20 protein-coding genes are annotated in these 20,625 nt (G+C 71.3%); 13 read left to right on the forward strand and 7 right to left on the reverse strand.

Translation table 11 applies throughout. The features are described from left to right. Nucleotides 1-407: M24 family metallopeptidase (locus AB4039_RS14275; RefSeq protein ID WP_442270874.1), on the forward strand; the 407-nt coding region annotated here is incomplete at its 5' end. Nucleotides 408-526: 119 nt separating this feature from the next. Here AB4039_RS14275 and AB4039_RS14280 read toward each other — a convergent pair. Then, a complete protein-coding gene (locus AB4039_RS14280; RefSeq protein WP_266840427.1) occupies nucleotides 527-1,030 on the reverse strand; it encodes an ATP-binding protein in 504 nt (167 codons plus the stop codon). Nucleotides 1,031-1,281: 251 nt separating this feature from the next. Here AB4039_RS14280 and AB4039_RS14285 point away from each other — a divergent pair, with 251 nt between their 5' ends. The 9 genes from AB4039_RS14285 (at nucleotide 1,282) to AB4039_RS14325 (ending at nucleotide 11,136) form a co-directional block, all read left to right on the forward strand. Further along, nucleotides 1,282-2,097: a hypothetical protein gene (locus AB4039_RS14285; protein WP_266840426.1), complete on the forward strand. Its 816-nt coding sequence runs from the start codon at nucleotides 1,282-1,284 to the stop codon at nucleotides 2,095-2,097. 108 nt (nucleotides 2,098-2,205) lie between these two features. Beyond that, nucleotides 2,206-2,937 carry a YcnI family protein gene (locus tag AB4039_RS14290; protein WP_266840424.1) on the forward strand — a complete coding sequence of 244 codons (732 nt, stop codon included), beginning with the start codon at nucleotides 2,206-2,208 and terminating at the stop codon, nucleotides 2,935-2,937. Between the two features lie 70 nt (nucleotides 2,938-3,007). After that, nucleotides 3,008-3,661: an SCO family protein gene (locus AB4039_RS14295; RefSeq protein ID WP_266840422.1), complete on the forward strand. Its 654-nt coding sequence runs from the start codon at nucleotides 3,008-3,010 to the stop codon at nucleotides 3,659-3,661. Further along, nucleotides 3,658-4,185 carry a copper chaperone PCu(A)C gene (locus AB4039_RS14300; protein ID WP_266840420.1) on the forward strand — a complete coding sequence of 176 codons (528 nt, stop codon included), beginning with the start codon at nucleotides 3,658-3,660 and terminating at the stop codon, nucleotides 4,183-4,185. Before AB4039_RS14295 ends, AB4039_RS14300 begins: the two co-directional genes overlap by 4 nt. A 22-nt stretch (nucleotides 4,186-4,207) precedes the next feature. Next, nucleotides 4,208-6,256, forward strand: a complete 2,049-nt coding sequence (locus tag AB4039_RS14305) for a copper resistance CopC/CopD family protein (RefSeq protein ID WP_266840419.1) — start codon at nucleotides 4,208-4,210, stop codon at nucleotides 6,254-6,256. A gap of 5 nt (nucleotides 6,257-6,261) precedes the next feature. Next, complete coding sequence (gene efeB, locus AB4039_RS14310; RefSeq protein WP_442270875.1) at nucleotides 6,262-7,545, forward strand: iron uptake transporter deferrochelatase/peroxidase subunit; 1,284 nt, start codon at nucleotides 6,262-6,264, stop codon at nucleotides 7,543-7,545. 41 nt (nucleotides 7,546-7,586) lie between these two features. After that, the gene (gene pheA / locus AB4039_RS14315) at nucleotides 7,587-8,522 is read left to right on the forward strand and encodes a prephenate dehydratase (RefSeq protein ID WP_030225342.1); all 936 of its coding nucleotides are present in this window, start codon (nucleotides 7,587-7,589) and stop codon (nucleotides 8,520-8,522) included. 527 nt (nucleotides 8,523-9,049) lie between these two features. Continuing rightward, nucleotides 9,050-10,327, forward strand: a complete 1,278-nt coding sequence (gene serS / locus AB4039_RS14320) for a serine--tRNA ligase (protein WP_442270876.1) — start codon at nucleotides 9,050-9,052, stop codon at nucleotides 10,325-10,327. Continuing rightward, nucleotides 10,324-11,136: an HAD family hydrolase gene (locus AB4039_RS14325; RefSeq protein WP_442270877.1), complete on the forward strand. Its 813-nt coding sequence runs from the start codon at nucleotides 10,324-10,326 to the stop codon at nucleotides 11,134-11,136. Before serS ends, AB4039_RS14325 begins: the two co-directional genes overlap by 4 nt. Nucleotides 11,137-11,337: 201 nt before the next feature. Here the strand turns inward: AB4039_RS14325 and AB4039_RS14330 are convergent, their stop codons facing one another. From AB4039_RS14330 to AB4039_RS14350, 5 genes are all read right to left on the reverse strand, one after another. After that, a complete protein-coding gene (locus tag AB4039_RS14330; RefSeq protein ID WP_266840415.1) occupies nucleotides 11,338-11,985 on the reverse strand; it encodes a rhomboid-like protein in 648 nt (215 codons plus the stop codon). 82 nt (nucleotides 11,986-12,067) lie between these two features. Beyond that, the gene (locus AB4039_RS14335) at nucleotides 12,068-12,787 is read right to left on the reverse strand and encodes an ABC transporter permease subunit (protein ID WP_266840414.1); all 720 of its coding nucleotides are present in this window, start codon (nucleotides 12,785-12,787) and stop codon (nucleotides 12,068-12,070) included. Nucleotides 12,788-12,801: 14 nt separating this feature from the next. Next, nucleotides 12,802-13,713, reverse strand: a complete 912-nt coding sequence (locus AB4039_RS14340; protein WP_266840413.1) for an ABC transporter ATP-binding protein — start codon at nucleotides 13,711-13,713, stop codon at nucleotides 12,802-12,804. Next, complete coding sequence (locus AB4039_RS14345) at nucleotides 13,710-14,597, reverse strand: ABC transporter permease subunit (RefSeq protein ID WP_266840411.1); 888 nt, start codon at nucleotides 14,595-14,597, stop codon at nucleotides 13,710-13,712. Before AB4039_RS14345 ends, AB4039_RS14340 begins: the two co-directional genes overlap by 4 nt. Next, a complete protein-coding gene (locus tag AB4039_RS14350; protein ID WP_266840409.1) occupies nucleotides 14,587-15,609 on the reverse strand; it encodes an ABC transporter ATP-binding protein in 1,023 nt (340 codons plus the stop codon). The genes AB4039_RS14345 and AB4039_RS14350 overlap by 11 nt, the downstream gene beginning before the upstream one ends. A 255-nt stretch (nucleotides 15,610-15,864) precedes the next feature. Between AB4039_RS14350 and AB4039_RS14355 the strand changes: the two genes are divergently transcribed. The 3 genes from AB4039_RS14355 (at nucleotide 15,865) to AB4039_RS14365 (ending at nucleotide 19,637) form a co-directional block, all read left to right on the forward strand. After that, entirely contained in the window at nucleotides 15,865-16,734 is an 870-nt protein-coding gene (locus AB4039_RS14355) for a M24 family metallopeptidase (protein WP_266840408.1), read from the forward strand. Between the two features lie 5 nt (nucleotides 16,735-16,739). Further along, nucleotides 16,740-18,512, forward strand: coding sequence for an SDR family oxidoreductase (locus AB4039_RS14360; RefSeq protein ID WP_266841769.1), 1,773 nt, complete (start codon nucleotides 16,740-16,742; stop codon nucleotides 18,510-18,512). A gap of 210 nt (nucleotides 18,513-18,722) precedes the next feature. Next, on the forward strand, nucleotides 18,723-19,637 hold the full coding sequence (locus AB4039_RS14365) for a MerR family transcriptional regulator (RefSeq protein WP_266840406.1): 915 nt from the start codon (nucleotides 18,723-18,725) through the stop codon (nucleotides 19,635-19,637). 104 nt (nucleotides 19,638-19,741) lie between these two features. Here AB4039_RS14365 and AB4039_RS14370 read toward each other — a convergent pair whose 3' ends face one another. Next, nucleotides 19,742-20,545 carry an MIP/aquaporin family protein gene (locus tag AB4039_RS14370; RefSeq protein ID WP_266840404.1) on the reverse strand — a complete coding sequence of 268 codons (804 nt, stop codon included), beginning with the start codon at nucleotides 20,543-20,545 and terminating at the stop codon, nucleotides 19,742-19,744. Between the last annotated feature and the right edge of the window lie 80 nt (nucleotides 20,546-20,625).

Raw genomic sequence — 20,625 nt, forward strand, 5'->3', positions numbered from 1 at the left:
CGAAGTTCCGCGACTTCCACGACGCCTCCCAGCGCGTGCTCGCCGAGAAGCTCGTCGAGTGGGGCCTGGTCGAGGGCCCCGTCGAGCGCGTCCTGGAGCTGGGCCTGCAGCGCCGCTGGACCCTGCACGGCACCGGCCACATGCTCGGCATGGACGTCCACGACTGCGCCGCCGCCCGCACCGAGGCCTACGTCGACGGGACGCTGGAGCCGGGCATGTGCCTGACCGTCGAGCCCGGTCTGTACTTCCAGGCCGACGACCTGACCGTGCCCGAGGAGTACCGCGGCATCGGGGTCCGGATCGAGGACGACATCCTCGTCACCGAGGACGGCAACCGGAACCTGTCGGCCGGTCTGCCCCGCGCTTCGGTCGAGGTCGAGGCCTGGATGGCACGGCTCAAGGGCTGACGCGTTCCTCACGTGACGGTGGGCGGGGACCGGACCGGTTCCCGCCCACCGGCGCGAGCGCTCGCGCGCCTGCGCCTGCGCCGCCCAGGGCGTGCCGCGTGCCGCCTGCCGCCTGCCGCCTACGACACCTTCAGCAGCGCGTCGTCGCGCCACTTCAGCATCTTGTCGAAGCTCACCACCGCTCCCCGGCCCGGCCGGTTGCGGAGGCGGACGTGGTCGGAGAGCTCGGCGATCAGTCCCAGGCCCCGGCCGTGCTCGGCCAGGGAGGGTCTGCGGCGGGACACGGTGGCGGGCGGGAACCCGGGCCCCGAATCGGTCACCTCGATGCGGCAGCGGTCCCCGTCCAGATAGGCCGTGACGTGGTACGCCTCGGTCCCGTCCGGGACACCGACGGCACGGGCACACCCGCCGGAGGCCCCGCCGCGACCGCCGTGATCACGGCGGTCTCTGTCGCCACCACCGTGCTCCACCGCGTTCGCGCAGGCCTCGGTCAGGGCGACCGACAGGTCGAAGGAGATGTCCGGATCCACCCCCGCGGTCTCCATCGCCCCCAGCAGCAGTCGCCGTGCGAGCGGCACGCTCGCGGCTTCGCGCCTCAAGTGGAGAGACCACCAGATGCTCATACGGATACCTATTGCCGCCCACGGGCGGGCGTAAGCCCCCGAGCGCCGGGAGAGCCCTCATTCGGCCGATGCGGCACTCCCGGGCGCCGGTGTATGCCCGGCCCTGACGCCGTTTCCGGCCCGCCGCTGACTACGCACTGTGCCCGCGCTGACGGCGCGCCGTGCGCGCGCTGACCTTGGATCGGAACCCTACGGTCCCTCCAGTACCTGCCGTATGCAGCGCCTAAGCGCAGTGCGATGATGGCCCGGCCATGACTACCACCCACACGACACGCGCCGGAGCATGCCTCCGGACGACCCGGGCCGCGGTGTTCACCGCGGTCTGTGTCGCGCTGTCCGCGGCCGGCCACGCCGTGGCCTCCTGCGCGACCGTGCCGTGGTGGGCACTGGCCCTGGCCTTCGTCGCCGTCTTCGCGGTCGCGGCACCCCTCGCGGGGCGCCGCCGTCCGCTGCCGGGCATCGCCGCCGGGCTCGTCGTCGGCCAGCTCGGACTGCACACGCTGTTCGGACTCGGCCAGCACGGCGCCACTGCCGCCCAGGCCCCGGCCCAGGGGGCCGACGCCTCGCTCGCGGCGCTCGCCGCCCGGCTGGTCTGCGGGGGCAACTCCGTACCGCTCAGCCCGGCCGACGCCCGGCGGATCCTTGAGACCGCCGGGCTGGACCCGGCCGCCCTGGCCGGGGAGGCCGCCGCGCAGGCCCACATGGCCCACGCGCACATGGCCTCCGCCGCCGCGGAGCCCTCGATCGGCCTGTTCAGCCCGGCCATGCTGGCCGGCCACCTGCTGGCCGCGCTCGCGGCCGGCTGGCTGCTGGCCCGCGGTGACGCCGCGCTGTTCCGGCTGATCGAGCTGTCCCGGCTGTCCCGCGAGGCCGACCCGGTACGTCCGCTGCGCGCCGCGCTGGCCTTCGTACGCGCCCTCGCGGCCGGACTCCCCGGCGCGCCCGCCCGCGGGCCCCGGGCCCGCCGCACCACAGCGGCACCCGCCGTCGCGACCGGCCGCGACGCGCTCCTGCACACGGTCATCAGGCGCGGACCGCCCGCGGCGGCGTTCGCCCTCGCAGCCTGACGCGGCACCCCACTCTCCGTACGCACAACGGGAGCACCGGTGCCGCGACCTCCGCGCGCGCCCGTGAGCGGAGCCACCGTCACCCCTGCAACCTGGAGTGTTCCCGCCGTGAAGACCTCTCGCGTCTCCCTCGCCGCCGCCCTCGCCGCCGGCGCCGTCCTCGTCCTGTCCGGTCCCGCCTTCGCGCACGTCAGCGTGCAGCCCTCGGGCGAGGCGACCAAGGGCGGGTACGCGGTCATCAACTTCAAGGTGCCCAACGAGCGCGACAACGCCTCGACCACGCAGCTCGAAGTGAACTTCCCCGTCGACCAGCCGCTCACGTCCGTCATGCCGCAGGACATCCCCGGCTGGACCTCGAACGTCGAGAAGACCAAGCTCGACAAGCCGCTCACCGTGCACGGCAAGCAGGTCAACGAGGTCGTCACGAAGGTGACCTGGACCGGCGGCAAGATCGAGCCCGGCAAGTTCCAGCAGTTCCCGGTCTCCGTCGGCAAGCTCCCCGACAACGCCGACCAGATGGTCTTCAAGGCCATCCAGACGTACGACAACAACGAGGTCGTGCGCTGGATCGAGGAGAGCAAGCCGGGCGCGGCCGAGCCGCAGACCCCGGCGCCCGTGCTGAAGCTGAGCGCCGCCACGGCGGCCGGCGACCACCACGACGACGACGCGGCCAAGCCCGCCGCCGGGGCCGCCGCCACCGGCGACAAGAAGGACGCGCACGACGAGGCCGCCGCCAAGAGCGACTCCGACACGACGGCCCGCGCCCTCGGCATCGCAGGCATCGTGATCGGCCTCGGTGGCGTCGCCTTCGGCATCGCCTCGCGCCGCCGCGCCTCCTGACACCGCGCGCCCACGAGCGCTGTCGTTACGAGTACGTCCGCATCATCCCCGATCCCAGGGACACCTCTTCATGCGCACCACACGTGTGACGGTCGCCGCCCTCGCGGTGGCGACCGCCCTCGCCCTCACCGCCTGCGGCAGTGAGACGGCCAAGAACACCGGGACGGTCACGCAGATCTCCGGCCAGAAGAAGGCCGGAGCCGCCACCGTCCTCGACCGCCCCTTCGACAAGCCGGAGCTGGTCCTCACGGACACCACCGGCAAGCCGTGGAACCTGCGCGAGCAGACCAAGGGCCGCCCGACGCTCATCTACTTCGGCTACACGAACTGCCCGGACGTCTGCCCCCTGACGATGAGCAACATCGCCGTCGCCAAGAAGGCGCTCCCCCAGGCGGACCGGGACAAGCTCCAGGTCGTCTTCGTCACCACCGACCCCGAACGGGACACCCCCGACTCCCTCGGCGCGTGGCTCAGGGCCCAGGACCCGTCCTTCACCGGACTGACCGGGGACTTCGCCACCATCCAGGCCGCCGCACGCTCACTCGGCATCGGTATCGAGGCCCCCAAGAAGGAGGCCGACGGCAGCGTCGTCTCCATGCACGGGGCCCAGGTCATCGCGTTCTCGCCCAAGACCGACGAGGGCTACGTCCTCTACGGCGAGGGCACCACCGTCGATGACTACACCAAGGACCTGCCGAAGATCGTCAAGGGAGAGAACCCGTGAACACCCGCACCACCCGTACCCTCGCCGTCGCCCTCTCCCTGACGGCAGCGCTCGCGATATCCGGCTGCTCGTCCGCCGACTCCGGCGGTTCTTCCGGCTCTTCCGGCTCGTCCGGCTCCTCGGACGCCGCCGGGGAATCGGCCAAGCCGAAGATGACGGTCAGCGGGGCCTTCATGCCCGAACCGGTCAACGACAAGATGGCCGGCGCTTTCATGGTCATCAAGAACGACTCGAAGACGGCCGACAAGCTGACCGCCGTCACCAGCCCGCTCTCGGACGATCTGCAGATCCACGAGACCAAGGACCAGAAGATGCAGCAGGTCCAGGCCATGGACGTGCCCGCGAACGGTGAGCTGAGGCTGGAGCGCGGCGGCAGCCACGTCATGTTCATGGGTCTCAAGAGCACGCCGAAGGTCGGTGACAAGATCACCGTCGAGCTGCGTTTCGAGAAGGCCGACCCCGTCAAGGTCGAGCTGGACGTCAAGGAACGGACGTACAACGCGCAGAACTCCAATGCTCACTGACGGACCGAGGAACTGACACGCCATGACGGCCACCGCCCCCGCTCCTTCACCGGCCCGCGCCGCCCGTGCCACGGCATACCTGCCGCGGCTGGCGCTGGTCCTCGCAGCCCTGCTGGCATCCCTGTTCACCGCGGCCTCCCCGGCCACGGCACACGCCGCACTCACCGCGAGCGACCCCAAGGACGGGGCGGTGGTCGCCACGGCACCCGCCCAGGTCACCCTCTCCTTCTCGGAGCAGGTCGCCATGGGTGACGACTCCATCCGCGTCATGGACCCGCAGGGCAAGCGGGTCGATACCGGGGAACTGCGCGACATGTGCAGCGGATCGACGGTCCGCTACGGCACGGCCCTGCACACCGGCCTGCCGAACGGCACCTACACCGTCGCCTGGCAGGCCGTCTCCGCCGACAGCCACCCGGTCTCCGGCGCCTTCACCTTCTCGGTCGGCGCCCCGTCGGCCACCAGCGTCTCCCTCCCCGACCGGCAGGTGGGCGGAGGGCCCGTCGGCGTCGTGTACGACATCGCCCGCTACGCCGCCTACGCCGGGTTCACCGTCCTCGTCGGCGGCGCCGCCTTCATCCTGCTGTGCTGGCGCCGGGGCTCCGCCGAACGGCCACTGCAGAAGCTGGTGCTGCGCGGCTGGGTCACCCTCACCGCCGCCACCCTGGCGATGCTGGTGCTCCGGACCCCGTACACCGGCTCCGGGAAGTTCGCGGACGCCTTCGACCTCGACGGGCTCCAGGCGGTCCTGGAAACCAAGACCGGAGCCTCGTTCGTCTCCCGGCTGCTGCTCCTCGGGGCGGCCGCCCTGTTCATCGCCGTGCTCTTCGGGGCCTACGCCCGGCGCCAGAAGATTGCCGCCGAGACCGGATCCGAAGGCACCGACCGCACCGACCGCACCCGCTCCGCCTCCGCCGAAGCCGACGAGGCCGCCGAAGCCGAAGCCGCCGACGAGGCGAAGAAGGAGACGAGCGACCTCGCCTTCGGGCTCGCCATCGGCGGCACCGTCGTGGCCGGCGGCATCGCCGCCACCTGGGCGCTCGCCGAACACGCCTCCACCGGAATCCAGCCYGGCATCGCGATGCCGGTCGACATCCTGCACCTGCTCGCCGTGGCCACCTGGCTCGGTGGCCTGGCCGCACTGCTGGTCGCGCTCCACAAGGTGCCGGACATCGAGCGGGAGGCCGTCCAGCGCTTCTCCAAGGTCGCCTTCATCAGCGTCCTGGTCCTCGCCGTGACCGGCGTGTACCAGTCCTGGCGCCAGCTCGGCAGCTGGTCGGCCCTGACCGACACCAGCTACGGCCGGCTCCTCATCATCAAGGTCTCGCTGGTCGCCGTCCTGGTCGCGATCGCCTACCTTTCGCGGAAGTGGACGGGGCGGCTCGGGGAGGTCCGTTCCACCGAGGGCGCCGAGGCGGGGGCACCCGTGGAAGAGCCCGCCGAGGTGCTCGCGGGGGCCGATGTTTCACGTGAAACATCGAGCGGCTCCGATGCCGACCCCCGACGGGCCGCACAGCTGGCACGTCAGCGCGCCGCCCGCGAGAAGGCCCGGGAGAAGCAGGTCCGCGACGCCGATCCCGGCCGCGCGGGGCTGCGCCGCTCGGTACTCGCCGAGGCCGGTGTGGCCGTGGTCCTGCTGGCCGTGACCACGGTCCTGACCAGCACCGAGCCCGGCCGCGCCGCACAGCTGGAGACGAACCGCAGCGCGGCCGGCCCGGCGGTGCCCAACCGGGCCGTCAAGATCACCCTGCCGTTCGACACCGGCGGCCAGAACGGCAAGGGCACCGTCCGGCTGGAGCTCGACCCGGGCCGGGTCGGCGCCAACACCCTGCACCTGTGGGCCGACGGCGAGGACGGCAAGCCCCTCGACCTCCCCGAGATCAAGATCGCCTTCACCCTCCCGGCCAAGGAGATCGGCCCGCTGCCGGTCGCCCCGGACCGTGACGCTCCGGGACACTGGAGCGCGTCCGGGGTCCAACTGCCGCTCGCGGGGGAATGGCGCATCGACGTGACCGTACGTACCTCAGACATCGACCAGACGACCGTCCAGAAGAACGTGAAGATCGGCTGAAGAGCGTGACCGAAAGCACCGGGAGCAACCCCGACATCGAGATCTCCCGGCGCCGACTGCTGGGCACCGTCGGCGCCGCGGGCGCCGCCGGACTCGCACTCGGCGCCACCGGCGGCGCCCTGGTGCATTCGGCGGTCTCCGACTCCCCGGCCGGCGCCCCGGGTGCCGCCGGGTCCCCCGGCTCCCTCGGGGCCACCCGGGTCGCCTTCGAAGGGGACCACCAGGCGGGCATCACCACCCCGCTCCAGGCCAAGGGGCACGTCCTCGCCTTCGACCTGGCCCCGGGCGCCGGGCGCAAGGAGGCCGCCGCGCTGATGCGCCGCTGGTCCGACACCGCACGGCGGCTCATGGCCGGCGAGACCGCCCCGACGTCGGACAGCGGGATCGCCCTCGACGCGGGGCCGTCCTCCCTGACCCTCACGTTCGGCTTCGGACACTCCTTCTTCGAGCGCACCGACCTCGTGGCGCGCCGCCCGGCCGCCCTTGACCCTCTGCCGGACTTCTCCTCCGACCGCCTCGACGCCCAGCGCAGCAACGGTGACCTGTGGGTGCAGATCGGCGCCGACGACGGACTCGTCGCGTTCCACGCCCTGCGCGCCGTACAGAAGGACGCCGGGGAGGCCGCCCGGGTGCGGTGGCAGATGAACGGCTTCAACCGCTCTCCCGGCGCCACCCGCACCCCGATGACCGCACGGAACCTGATGGGCCAGGTCGACGGCACCGGGAACCCGAAGCCCGCCGATCCCGACTTCGACCGGCGGATCTTCGTCCAGGGTGCCGGGCCCGGGCCCGCGGAACACTCCTGGATGGCCGGCGGCTCGTACGCGGTCGTCCGCCGGATCCGGATGCTGCTCGACGACTGGGACAAGCGGTCCCTGGCGCAGCAGGAGCAGGTCATCGGCCGGACCAAGGCCACCGGGGCACCCCTGACCGGCGGCAGCGAGACCACAAAGCTGGCCCTGGACAAACTCGGCCCCGACGGCAAACCGCTCATCGCCTCCAACGCCCACGCCCGGATCTCCGCCCCGGAACAAAACGGCGGCGCAGCGATGCTGCGGCGGCCCTTCTCCTTCCACGACGGGATCGCCCCCGACGGCACGCCCGACGCCGGACTGCTCTTCATCTGCTGGCAGGCCGACCCGCTGCGCGGATTCGTGCCGGTCCAACGCAAGCTCGACCGTGGCGACGCGCTGTCGGAGTTCATCCGGCACGAGTCGAGCGGCCTGTACGCCGTCCCGCCCGCGCCGCGCAGCGGGGAGTACGTGGGGCAGCACCTGCTCGAAGGGTGAACAGCCCCACGGGGCGGGTGCCCCGGCATTAGGCTGATCGCATGTCGGCCACCCGCTTCACCTATCTCGGTCCCGAGGGCACGTTCACCGAAGCCGCCCTGCGCACCCTGCCGGAAGCCGCCACCCGGGAGCTCGTCCCGATGGTGTCGGTCCCGGCCGCCCTGGACGCCGTGCGCAACGGCGAGGCCGCCGCGGCGCTGGTGCCGATCGAGAACTCGGTGGAGGGCGGGGTCACCGCCACCCTCGACGAGCTGGCCTCGGGCGAGCCGCTGATGATCTACCGCGAGGTGCTGCTGCCGATCGCGTTCGCGCTGCTGGTGCGGCCCGGGACCAAGCTGTCGGACGTCAAGACCGTCACCGGGCACCCCGTGGCCCAGCCCCAGGTGCGCAACTGGCTGCGGACCCACCTGCCCGACGCGGTGTGGGAGTCGGCCGCCTCCAACGCCGACGGTGCACGGCTCGTGCAGGAGGGCCGCTTCGACGCCGCCTTCGCGGGCGAGTTCGCGGCCGCCACGTACGGGCTGGAGGCGCTGGTCACCGAGATCCACGACGCGCAGAACGCCGAGACCCGCTTCGTGCTCGTCGGCCGGCCCGCCCGGCCGGCGGCGCCCACCGGCGCCGACAAGACCTCCGTGGTCCTGTGGCTCGGCGACGACCACCCCGGTGCGCTGCTGGAGCTCCTCCAGGAGTTCGCCGTCCGCGGGGTGAACCTGATGCTGATCCAGTCCCGCCCGACCGGAGAGGGCATCGGTAACTACTGCTTCGCGGTCGACGCCGAGGGCCACATCTCCGACCGCCGGGTGAGCGAGGCGCTGATGGGCCTCAAGCGGACCTGCCCACAGGTGCGCTTCCTGGGCTCCTATCCGCGGGCCGGGGTCGCTCTGAGTGAGGTGCGCGCCGCGCGGCCGGGAACCTCCGACAGCGACTTCACGGAGGCCTCCGACTGGCTGACGCGCTGCCTCGACGGCCGGGCGTAGGTCTTCGTCCACTGTCCACAGAGTTATCCACAGGCCGAGATGGAGGCCTGGGGACAAGTCGACAGAGCAGCACGACAAGGTCGACAAATCGGCCGGGTGGCCCAGGTTTCGCGCTGGGGAGCGGTAGGTGAACGGCGTCACCCCTGTATCACCGATCAACTCTTTGGAGCGAGTCATTCCCACCCGAATGAGTGTGTGAGGGCGGTTTGAACCCTGACCGGCCCCGACCGCTCGGCGATCCCTATTGATCTAATTCCGTGTCCACAGAACCGACGCACAGCCTGTGGATAAGACGGCTCCAGGGGGAATTCCTGTGGACAAGGAAGCCCCCACACGGGCGCCCAGGCCCCGGCCGCCGCCCGTCACCGTGCCCCTTTTCGGAGAATGGGACCGGTTTTATCGACCGGACCGCGGGGGCCGGATCCGGCCGCCGGGCAGGAGTTTTGCATTCGTACCAATTGGGACATAGTGACACGCAGCGTGATATCGATGTGATCCCGGGAAGCCCAGCCCGGTAGCCTGGAGGGGTGATTGACCTTCGGCTGCTCCGTGAAGACCCTGACCGTGTCCGCGCCTCGCAGCGCGCCCGTGGAGAGGACGTCGAGCTCGTCGACGCACTCCTCTCCGCCGATGAGCGCCGCAGGTCCTCCGGCATGCGCTTCGACGAGCTGCGCAACGAGCAGAAGTCCCTCGGCAAGCTCATCCCCAAAGCCTCTCCGGAGGAGCGGGCCGAGCTGCTGACCAAGGCCGAGCAGCTCAAGCAGGACGTCAGGGCCGCCGAGGCCGAGCAGAACGAGGCTGACGAGGCTGCCAAGAAGCTCCTGCTCCAGCTCGGCAACATCGTCCACAGCGACGTCCCGGTCGGCGGCGAGGAGGACTTCACCGTCCTGGAGACGCACGGCACGATCCGCGACTTCGCCGCCGAGGGCTTCGAGGCCAAGGACCACCTGGAACTGGGCGAGTCCCTGGGCGCCATCGACGTCGAGCGCGGCGCCAAGGTGTCGGGTTCGCGCTTCTACTACCTCACCGGTGTCGGCGCCCTGCTGGAGCTGGCCCTGGTCAACGCCGCGATCGCGCAGGCCACCGAGGCCGGCTTCATCCCGATGCTCACCCCCGCTCTGGTGCGCCCGCGCGCCATGGAGGGCACCGGCTTCCTCGGCCAGGCCGCGGAGAACGTCTACCACCTGGAGAAGGACGACTACTACCTGGTCGGCACCTCCGAGGTCCCGCTCGCGGCGTACCACATGGACGAGATCATCGACGCCGACAAGCTGCCCCTGCGGTACGCCGGCTTCTCGCCGTGCTTCCGCCGCGAGGCGGGTACGTACGGCAAGGACACCCGTGGCATCTTCCGCGTACACCAGTTCGACAAGGTCGAGATGTTCTCGTACGTCGCGCCGGAGGACGCCGAGGCCGAGCACCAGCGCCTCCTCGACTGGGAGAAGCAGTGGCTGACCAGCCTGGAGCTGCCCTTCCAGGTGATCGACGTCGCCACCGGCGACCTGGGCTCATCCGCCTCCCGCAAGTTCGACTGCGAGGCCTGGATCCCGACCCAGGGCAAGTACCGCGAGCTGACCTCCGCCTCGAACTGTGACGGCTTCCAGGCCCGTCGCCTGTCGATCCGCTACCGCGAGGGCAAGAAGACCGCGCCCCTGTCCACGCTGAACGGCACCCTGTGCGCCGTCCCGCGCACCATCGTCGCCATCCTGGAGAACCACCAGCAGGCCGACGGCTCGGTGCGGGTTCCCCCGGTGCTCCGTCCGTACCTGGGCGGCCGCGAGGTGCTGGAGCCGATCGCCAAGTGAGCCCGGCCCCGTTCCCCTACAAGCTCGTCGCGACGGACCTCGACGGCACGCTGCTGCGTGACGACGGCAGCGTCTCGGAACGCACCCGTGAAGCGCTCGCCGCGGCCACCGCGGCGGGCGCGGCGCACATCGTCGTCACCGGCCGGGCCGTGCCCTGGACCCGGCACGTGCTGGACGACCTCGGCTACAAGGGGATCGCCGTCTGCGGGCAGGGCGCTCAGGTCTACGACGCCGGGGCGCACCGGCTGCTGACCTCGGTGACGCTGGACCGGCAGCTGGCCGGACTGGCGCTGTCGAAGATAGAGGCCGAGGTGGGTCCGCTGGCCCTGGCCGCCAGCCGGGACGGGGTGGACGGCGAGGTGCTGTTCGGCCCCGGCTACCAGGTGCAGGAGGGCCTCCCCGCGCAGTACCTGGAGGACACCGCGGCCGTCTGGACGGCACCGCTGAACAAGCTGTACATCCAGCACCCGGGGATGGGCGACGACGAACTCGTCAAGGTGGCACGGGCGACCGTGGGCAACCTGGTCGACATCGTGATGGCCGGTCCGGGGATAGTGGAGATCCTGCCGCTGGGTCTGAGCAAGGCCACGGGCCTCTCGCTCGCCGCCCGTCGGCTGGGTGTGAAGGCCGCCGAGACGATCGCCTTCGGCGACATGCCCAACGACATCCCGATGTTCGGTTGGGCCGCGCACGGCGTCGCGATGGCCAACGCCCACGCGGAGCTGAAGGCCGTGGCCGACGAGGTCACCACGTCCAATCAGGAGGACGGCATCGCGGTGGTGCTGGAGCGCCTGCTGGGCGCCGCGTAGCGCGACGTGTAGAGGTACGAGAGGTCCGGGACAGCCCGCGCCGCGAGGCGCGCTCGAAGTGGCTGCCCCGGACCTTTTGTTGCTCCCCGCACCCCTCACTCTGCCGGGGGCGCAGGACCCGTACCAGCGAATTTCCCGGCGGCGCGGAGGGCGGCGCCGATGTTTCACGTGAAACATCGGCCGGACGTCAGCGGGCGGACGTCAGCGGGCGGCGGCTGCCGGGTGGGGGTCCGGGTGCAGGGTCAGCGGCCAGGCGAGCAGCCCGACGGCGAGCGAGATGGCGTGGCCGAGGTCGGTGAAGGTACCGCCGGTGAGCAGCGGGAGGCCGAAGAAGGCCACGGCTCCGGCGAGGTACAGCCATCTCCAGGGCCCCGGAAGCCGGTAGGTCAGAACGCCGACGGAGGCCGCGATGCCGTAGCTGACGCCGATGTCGACGACGTGGGTCATGCTGTGCGGCGCGCGGTTGTCCTGGATGGCCATCAGGAGGAACTTCTGGGTGGCGAGGGTGGCGACGACGTGGGCGGTCGCGACGATCACGAGCCAGCGCAGGGTGCCGAGCCAGCGTTCGACGGTGGCGTGGAAGAGCTCGAAGAGCGCGGCGTACAGGGCGAGGGAGGACGGGTCCTCGATCCAGAAGGCACTGCTGATCAGGGCCCGTATCGGGTGTTTGACCAGTTGGTGGATGTTGCTGCTGTTGCGGTGGAGCAGGACGTGCTCGACCCGGTCGGGCGCGATCACGACGACGACACTGGTGACGGCGATGATGAGCAGCCAGATGTGGGTCCCGGGCGAGGCGCGTATCCAGGACCGCAGGGGCCTGGACGGCTCGGGCTGGGTGTGCTCGATCATGCACCGATGATGCCGTGTACGCCGGTGCCCCGCCTGGCCGGTGGGCCGGGCGGGGCACGGGTTGCGCGCTGGTGCGGGGGCCTTACTCCTCGCCGGCGAGGGTAAGGCGACGCAGCTTCTGGCCCGCGTACGCGGTGGCGCCGACGGTGACCACGATCAGCAGGACCACGGCGGTGGGCAGGCCGACGCTCGCGTCCACGTACCCCTGTCCGGCGACCTTCTCGGCCAGGGCGAGGGACCACTGCTGGACGCTGAGGGCCTTGGCCCCGGAGACCAGGCTGCCGAAGAGGGACTCCCAGATCAGGGCGTAGACCAGACCGAAGACGACCGCGTGCCGGCTGACCGTGCCCAGCAGCAGGAACAGGGCGCTGTAGGCGATCGAGGCGACGAGCGCGGCGACCGTGTAGGCCACGGCGATCTGCTGGCCGTTGCCATTGAGGATGAAGCCCGCGATCAGGATCGGGATGGCGGAGAAGGCCATCGTGACGGCGATCGCGACGATCAGCTTGGTCAGGATGATCGTCGGGCGCTTCACCGGCTTGGAGAGCAGGTAGACGATCGATCCGTCGTCGATCTCGGGGCCGATGGCTCCGGTGCCGGCGATGACGCCGATCAGCGGGACCATCGTCGCGAGGGCGAAGCCGCCGAGCAGATCGGCCGCCGCCTTGTCGTCCACGCCGGTGAAGGCGCGGACGGCGATGGAGATGACGATCAGCAGGGCGGGCAGCGCGAAGAGGATCAGAGCGCGGCGGCGGCCGAGCAGGGCCCGGTAGGTGAGCCGGGCGACGGTGGGGTTGTACATGGGTGCCAGCTCCTTCAGGCCGCGACGAGGTAGGAGAAGACCGACTCAAGGGACTCGTCGGAGGGCGAGACCGTCAGCAGCCGGATGCCGTGCGCGCGGGCGACCTGCGGCAGCAGCTCGGTGAAGCGCCCGAAGTCGACGGCCTGGACGCGCAGGGCGCCTTCCTTCAGGTCGACCTCGATGCCGGCCGTGGACGGGTCGGCGATCAGGGCCGCGGCAAGGGCCCGGTCGTCGGAGGAGCGGATGAGGTAGCGGTGGGGGCGGTCCGTCATCAGGCGGCGGATCTTGCGGAAGTCGCCGGAGGCCGCGTGCCGGCCGGCGACCACCACCTCGATGTGGGAGGCGAGCTGCTCGACCTCCTCCAGGATGTGGGAGGAGAACAGCACGGTGCGGCCCTCGGCGCCCATGCGCCGCAGCAGGTCCATGAGCTGCATGCGCTGGCGCGGGTCCATGCCGTTGAAGGGCTCGTCGAGGAGCAGGACCGAGGGGTCGTGGACGAGCGCGGAGGCCATCTTCACGCGCTGCCGCATGCCCTTGGAGTACGTGGAGATCTTGCGGTCCTGCGCGTACTCCATCTCGACGGTGGCGAGCGCCCGCTGGGCGTCCGCGGCGTCGAGCCCGTGGAGCTCGGCGTTGGCGACGACGAACTCCCGGCCGGTGAGGAAGTCGTACATCGCCTCGCGCTCGGGGACGACGCCGATCTGCTTGTAGACCTGCTCGTTGCGCCAGATCGGCGCGCCGTCGAGGGTCACGGTGCCCGTGGAGGGGGCGAGGAAGCCGCCCATCATGTTGATGAGGGTGGACTTCCCTGCGCCGTTGGGGCCCAGCAGGCCGGTGACGCCGGGACCGATGCGCATGGTCACGTCGTTGACGGCGACGACGTTCCCGAACCAGCGGGAGGTGTGGTCGATGTCGATGGTGGTCACAGCCCGGCCTTCCTGTAACGGGCCATCAGGGCGGCGTACGAGCCGACGATGAGGCCGAGGGCGACGAGCAGGTAGACGACGCCGACCCCGGCGGAGGGGCCCTCGGCACCGGGGAAGGCGGAGGTGGCGCCGAGGAAGGCGGTCTGCACGCCGTCGATGAGGGTGATGGGGGAGAACAGGCCCATCCATTCGATGGCCGCGGTGTGGCCGGTGTTGTAGGCAACGCCCTGCACCGCCGTGACGGCGCCGTAGGGGATCAGGAGCAGACCGATGACGGCGGCGACGCCGAACCCGCGGCGCGGGGTGAGCGCGGCCATGACCAGGCCGAGTCCCGCGAAGAGCAGCGACAGCAGCAGTACGGACACCAGTCCCTGCCCGAATCCCTTGGTCTGGTCGGCGAAGTCGAACTTCGCCAGCAACGAGCCGATCCACATGATCAGCAGCGGGGTGGCGGTGAGGATGAAGAGGGCCGAGGCCATGGCCGCGTACTTGGCCACGACGTAGTCGACCCGCTCGATCGGCCGCGAGAAGTACAGCGGCACGGTCTTGAAGCGCAGGTCCCGGGAGACCGACTGGGGTGCCTGGGACGCGAGGTAGAGGCCGATGATCACCTGGGTGGTCAGGGCGTACGTCGTGTACTTGATCGGCAGGTCGGTGGAGCCTGGGACGGCGATCGCCACCGCGACGATGATCAGCGCGGGGACGCACATCACCGCGAAGAGGATCATCGGCAGCACCTTGGACTTGGCGGAGCGGCCGAGTCCGTACGCACCCCGGAGGGACTGCGAGAAGAGGGAGGTGCGGGCGTAGGCGCGCCCGAGGCGGGGGCCGTCGTAGGACCGGTAGCCGATGTTGTGGATCTGGGTCGAGGTGTCAGGCGCCATCGGAACCGGCTCCCTTCTGCTGGGTCTGGAACTGCGGGACGAGCGGGGCGGCCTGCGCGGCCTGCGCGGCCCGGTCGCCGTCGCGGAAGACCTCGGCGATGTGGTGGCGGCGCTGCTCCATGCGGACCAGGCCGAGCCCGAGGTCGGCGACGGTGTCGCGGACGGTGTCGTACGTGTCCTCGCCGGTGGCCTCGACCAGGAGGATGTGGCCGGCGCCGGGCAGGCCCTGCTCCTCGCCCGCGTGCAGGACCATGCCCGCCGCGGTGAGCGCCGCACGCACGGCGGCGGTGCCGTCCGGGTGCGCGTCGGAGTCGGTGACCTCGACGGCCAGGGTGGTGGTGGTCTGGGTGAAGTCGCTGGTGGAGCTGGAGCGCAGCAGCTTGCCGCCGTCGACGACGACCACGTGGTCGCAGGTCCGCTCCAGCTCGCCGAGGAGGTGGGAGGTGACCAGGACGGAGATGCCGAAGTCGGTGTGGATGCGGCGGATCAGGCCGAGCATCTCGTCGCGGCCGACCGGGTCCAGGCCGTTGGTCGGCTCGTCCAGGAGGACCAGCTGCGGGTCGTGGACGAGTGCCTGGGCCAGTTTGACCCGCTGCTTCATGCCGGTGGAGTAGCCGCCGATGGGGCGGTAGCGCTCCTCGTACAGCCCGACGTGGCGCAGGGTGTCGGCGGTGCGCTCGCGGGCCGCGGTCGGCGACAGCCCGGACATGCGCGCCATGTGGACGACGAACTCCGTGGCGGAGACGTCGGGTGGCAGGCAGTCGTGTTCGGGCATGTAGCCGACGCGTTCACGGATGGCGCTGCCATGCGTGGCGACGTCGAGTCCGAGCACGGCGGCACGGCCCTCGGTGGCGGGGGACAGTCCGAGCAGGATCTTGATCAGCGTGGACTTGCCGGCTCCGTTGGCGCCCACGAGCCCGGTCACTCCGGGCTCGATGTCCAGGGAGAGCCGGTCGAGGGCGGTCACTCGGGGGTACCGCTTGCTCAGGCTTTCGGTCGCGATGACAGTCACGCCTTCGACGTTAGTGCCGCGGGCGGGCCGGATCGTCAGACCTGGAGCGGGATCACGTATCCGCCTTGAGGACTACGGGCCCTGACCGAAGTCTGACGTCGGCCCGCCGCCGACGGGCCCCCACGGGAGCTTTGAGCATGACCCGGACAAGTTTGTCCACAGGTCCGTGCACGGGCCTTGACGTGATCTCCGGTCATTGTCACATTCATCAGTGTCAAGTTACGGGCGCGCACGCCTACAGGACGGACGGCTGGCATGGCTGGGGAAACCAAGCAACGCACCGCGCACGACCGGGCAGGGCTCTCCGCAGAACTGCGCGGGTTCAGGGAGGTCCAGCGCCTCGCCTACGAATGCGCCGAGACCGTGGCGGCGCAGCTCCGGCCCGGCGTGACCGAGCGCGAGGCGGCCCGGATGCAGCGCGACTGGCTGCGCGAGCGTGGGGTGCGGGACTGGTTCCACCTGCCCTTCGCCTGGTTCGGCGACCGCACCGCCTTCGTGAACTTCAAGATCCCCCTCCAGTTCTTCCCGACGGGGCGGAAGCTGGAGCCGGGCATGCCGTTCATCCTCGACATGGCCCCCGTGTACCGGGGATACGCGGCCGACGTCGGGTACTCCGGCAGCCTCGGCCTGCACCCCGTGCAGGACCGGCTGATGTCCGACCTGCGCCCGCACCGGGAGCTGATCCTGGAGCAGGTGCGCGAACGCCGCTCCCTCCGGGAGATCTACGAGAACGTCGAGCGGCTGATGACCCGCCAGGGGTACGCCAACCGTCACCGGGCCTACCCCTTCGGCGTCATCGCGCACAAGATCGACCGCGTCGCGGAGCGGCGCTGGTCCCCGACCGCGTTCGGGTTCGGTACGCAGTCCCTCAGGGGACTGGTCTCGGACGCCCTGCACGGGCACCGCGAGGGGTGGTCCCCGCTGTGGAGTCCGTACCGCTTCTCCGACCACCCGCCGCGGCCCGGCCTGTGGGCGGTGGAGCCGCACCTGGGCTTCCGGGGGACCGGCGCGAAGTTCGAGGAGATCCTGGTGGTCACCGACTCCCGGGACCCCGAGGAGAGCGCGTTCTGGCTGGACGACGACCTGCCGCACGTGCGGCGCTGGGCTGAGGAGAAGGCGGCATGAGCGGGATGAGCGGCACGGCACCGGCGGGCGCCCGGGAGCGCTGGGTGAGCACCGGCGGCATCGAACTGTGCGTCGCGGAACTCGGGGAGACGGACCATCCGACCGTGGTGCTGGTGCACGGCTACCCGGACAGCAAGGAGGTCTGGTCGGAGGTCGCGGAGCGGCTCGCGTCCCGCTTCCACGTGGTCCTGTACGACGTACGCGGCCACGGGCGCTCCTCGGCGCCGGTGCCGCTGCGCGGGGGCTTCACCCTGGAGAAGCTGACCGACGACTTCCTGGCCGTGGTGGACGCGGTCAGCCCGGACCGCCCGGTGCACCTGGTCGGCCACGACTGGGGCTCCGTACAGGGCTGGGAGTTCGCCACGGTCGCCCGCACCGAAGGGCGGATCGCCTCCTTCACCTCCATGTCGGGTCCCTCGCTCGACCACTTCGGGCACTGGATMAAGAAGCGGATGACGCGGCCGACCCCGCGGCGGGCCGCCCAGCTGCTGAACCAGGGCGTGAAGTCCTGGTACGTCGGCATGCTGCACACCCCGGTGCTGCCGGAGCTGGCCTGGCGCGGGCCGCTCGGCAAGCGCTGGCCGAAGATCCTCCAGCGGACGGAGAAGTTCCCGGACAGCTCCTACCCGACCGCCTCGCTCCGCGAGGACGCGGCACACGGGGCCTGGCTCTACCGCGACAACGTCCGGCCGCGGATGCGCCGGCCGCGCACCGACGCCTACGCGCACGTACCGGTTCAGCTGATCGTGCCGACCGGGGACGCGTTCCTCTCCGAGCGGCTCTACGACGACACGGAGCTGTGGGCCCCGGACCTGCTGCGGCGGACCCTGTCCGCCAAGCACTGGATCCCGCGGACCAGGCCGGACCAGGTGGCGTCGTGGATCTCCGAGTTCGTGACCGCACGGGAGGAACCGGCCGCGCGGGCACCGCAGCAGAAGGCCCCCGGCCGCTACGCCGACCGGTTCGGCGGCCGGCTGGTGCTGGTCACGGGCGCCGCCAGCGGCATCGGACGGGCCACCGCGTTCGCGTTCGCCGAGGCAGGGGCCCGGATCGTGGCCGTGGACCGGGATGCCGAGGGCGCGGCGCGCACCGCCGAGATGGCCCGGCTGGTCGGTGCGGCCGAGGCCTGGGGCGAGTGCGTCGACGTCAGCGACGAGCAGGCGATGGAGAAGCTCGCGGCGAAGGTCGCCGCCGAGTACGGGATCGTCGACGTCCTCGTGAACAACGCCGGGATCGGGCTGTCGGGCTCCTTCTTGGAGACCACCTCCGAGGACTGGAAGAAGGTCCTCGACGTCAACCTGTGGGGTGTCATCCACGGCTGCCGGATCTTCGGGAAGCAGATGGCCGAGCGGAACCAGGGGGGCCACATCGTCAACACCGCCTCCGCCGCCGCCTACCTGCCCTCCCGGACCCTGCCCGCCTACAGCACCTCCAAGGCGGCGGTGCTGATGCTGAGCGAGTGCCTGCGCGCGGAGCTCGCCGGGAAGTCGATCGGCGTCTCGGCGATCTGCCCGGGGATCGTCAACACCAACATCACCGCCACCTCGCGGTTCGCCGGGGTGGACGCGGCCGAGGAGAAGCGCCGCCAGGAGCGCTCCTCGCGGCTGTACGGGCTGCGCAACTTCCCACCGGAGAAGGTCGCCGACGCGATCCTGCTGGCCGTGGTGAAGAACCAGGCTGTGGTACCGGTGACCCCGGAGTCCAAGGGCGCCCTGTTGATGTCCCGCTTCGCGCCGCGCGCGCTGCGGCGGATCGCGAGGCTGGAGCCCCGGCTGTGAGCGGGGACGGACGGCGCCGGGCCGGGGCCGGGGAACCGGGGCCGGCGTGGAGAGAGCCGGGCACGGCCATATCCCGCTCCTTCCGGCGGTCGTACCATCCCTCGCAGGAGGGCTCGCTGCGCAGGGCGGTCGAGTGCCTGGCGGCGTCTCCTGCCGCCCGGACCGCGGCGGGCGCGGTCGGGCGAGCCGCCATGTCGTAGGGAGCCGGGATTGTCCGATCAGGCGGTAGCGGAGTACCGGATCGAGGATCTGGCCCACCACAGCGGAGCGACGGTACGCACGATCCGGGCGTACCAGGACCGCGGTCTGCTTCCGAAGCCGGAGCGCCGCGGCCGGTCCAACGTCTACCGGGACACGCATCTGGCGCGGCTGCGGCAGATCGCGGACCTCCTGGACCGCGGCTACACCCTGGCCTCCATCAAGGAGTTGCTGGAGGCCTGGGACGCGGGGCGCGGACTGGGCGGCGTACTCGGCCTGGTGGCCGAGGTGCACGGACCGTGGACCGACGAGGAGGCGGCCCGCATCAGCCGGGCCGACCTCAACGAGCGGTTCGGGGGCCGGCCCGACGACGACGCCGTGGACGAGGCCTGCGAGCTGGGGGTGCTGGAACGGATCGCGGGGCGCCCGGACGAGTTCCTGGTGCCGTCACCGCAGGAGCTGGCGGTCGCGGCCGAGCTGTACGCGGCCGGGGTGCCGCTGGTGGCGATCACCGGACACCTGCGCGAGCTGCGCGGGCAGGTGGAACACATCGCCTCCCGCTTCCTGGAGTTCACCACCGAGCACGTCTTCGCCCGCTACCTCGGTCACGTGCCGCCGACCGACGCGGACGCGGCGGAGGCGGCGACGATGGTGCGCAGGCTGCGGCCCCTGGCCCAGCAGACGGTGGACGCCGAGCTGGCGCGGGCGATGCGGCTCTTCGCGACCCGGCACCTCCAGCGTCACCTGGGGGCCGCCGGCGGGGCGCAGCCCTCGGGCCCGGCGCCGGTGGCCCTGCCCGCCGAGACGGTGCGGGCGGTGCAGGAGCTGGTGGGGTCCGCGCACGTGGCGGAGTTCGTCCGGGCCGCGACGGAACGCGAGCTCCAGGCACGGACCATGAACGATCTGGTCAGCAAGGGCGGCCGATAGTGCTCGATCAGCAGTCCACAGGGCGAATCACACTCTTGTCACCGAAACCCACCGAAACAGCTGTGGACAACTCCCGTTCGGCTGTGGGGAACCCGACCTGATCCTCAGACCACGGCCTCCAGAGCGGGGCCGGGGCGGGTGATATCGGCCACCGGTTTCTCCTCGTCCGGAGCGAGCGGTCCGGTCGGTCCGGCGGCTTGCACTCGCTCCGCCGACCGGGTGCCGCGCTCCCGTCCGTAGAGGAGGGTGGCCAGGGCGAGGCCTACGCAACCGCCCAGCAGCTGGGCCGCGACGAAGCCGGGCAGCGACTGCGGGGCGATGCCGGTGAAGGAGTCGCTGAAGGCCCGGCCGACGGTGCCCGCGGGGTTGGCGAACGACCCCGAGGAGGTGAACCAGATCGCGGCGGCGATGTACGCGGCGACGGCGGACGGGATCAGCCGGGACCGTCCGATGCGGCCGAGCCCCTGGATGACCAGGACCAGGCCGGCGGTGGCGACGATCTCCCCGATCAGCAGGTGACCGCCGTCGCGGACCTGCGTGGAGAACTCCCCGGGGGTGTGGCCGAACATCACCTCGGCGAGGACGGCCCCGCCGATGGCCCCGGCGGTCTGGGCGGTGGCGTAGACGAGGGCCTCCCGGACGTCGAGCCCCTCACCGCCGGTGCGACGGGCCCACCACGCGGTCAGGGTGACGACCGGGTTGAGGTGGGCTCCGGACAGCGGCCCGAAGAGGGTGATGATCAGCCCGAGACCGATGGCGGAAGCGAGCGAGTTGGCGACGAGGGCCACTCCCGTGTCGCGGCTGAGGGACGCGGCCTGGATGCCGGAACCGATCACCACCACGAGCAGGCTCGCGGTGCCGATGAGCTCAGCAGTCGCGCGCCGTAGCAGTGAAGCCTTATTTGTCATAATTTCTCCCTGTGGGCAGCAGTTCAGCGGAAAATGTATTCCGTACCTTGGAAACGCGATAGAGGGGGTCCGCGTTCAAT

It is taken from the genome of Streptomyces sp. M-16 (assembly GCF_052114405.1).
Lineage (GTDB): Bacteria > Actinomycetota > Actinomycetes > Streptomycetales > Streptomycetaceae > Streptomyces.

Excerpts from the sequence above, each read along its gene's own strand:
- AB4039_RS14280 (WP_266840427.1), bottom strand. The coding sequence starts at position 1,030 with ATGAGCATCTGGTGGTCTCTCCACTTGAGGCGCGAAGCCGCGAGCGTG.
- AB4039_RS14285 (WP_266840426.1), top strand. The coding sequence starts at position 1,282 with ATGACTACCACCCACACGACACGCGCCGGAGCATGCCTCCGGACGACC.
- AB4039_RS14295 (WP_266840422.1), top strand. The coding sequence starts at position 3,008 with ATGCGCACCACACGTGTGACGGTCGCCGCCCTCGCGGTGGCGACCGCC.
- pheA (WP_030225342.1), top strand. The coding sequence starts at position 7,587 with ATGTCGGCCACCCGCTTCACCTATCTCGGTCCCGAGGGCACGTTCACC.
- AB4039_RS14330 (WP_266840415.1), bottom strand. The coding sequence starts at position 11,985 with ATGATCGAGCACACCCAGCCCGAGCCGTCCAGGCCCCTGCGGTCCTGG.
- AB4039_RS14335 (WP_266840414.1), bottom strand. The coding sequence starts at position 12,787 with ATGTACAACCCCACCGTCGCCCGGCTCACCTACCGGGCCCTGCTCGGC.
- AB4039_RS14345 (WP_266840411.1), bottom strand. The coding sequence starts at position 14,597 with ATGGCGCCTGACACCTCGACCCAGATCCACAACATCGGCTACCGGTCC.
- AB4039_RS14355 (WP_266840408.1), top strand. The coding sequence starts at position 15,865 with ATGGCTGGGGAAACCAAGCAACGCACCGCGCACGACCGGGCAGGGCTC.
- AB4039_RS14370 (WP_266840404.1), bottom strand. The coding sequence starts at position 20,545 with ATGACAAATAAGGCTTCACTGCTACGGCGCGCGACTGCTGAGCTCATC.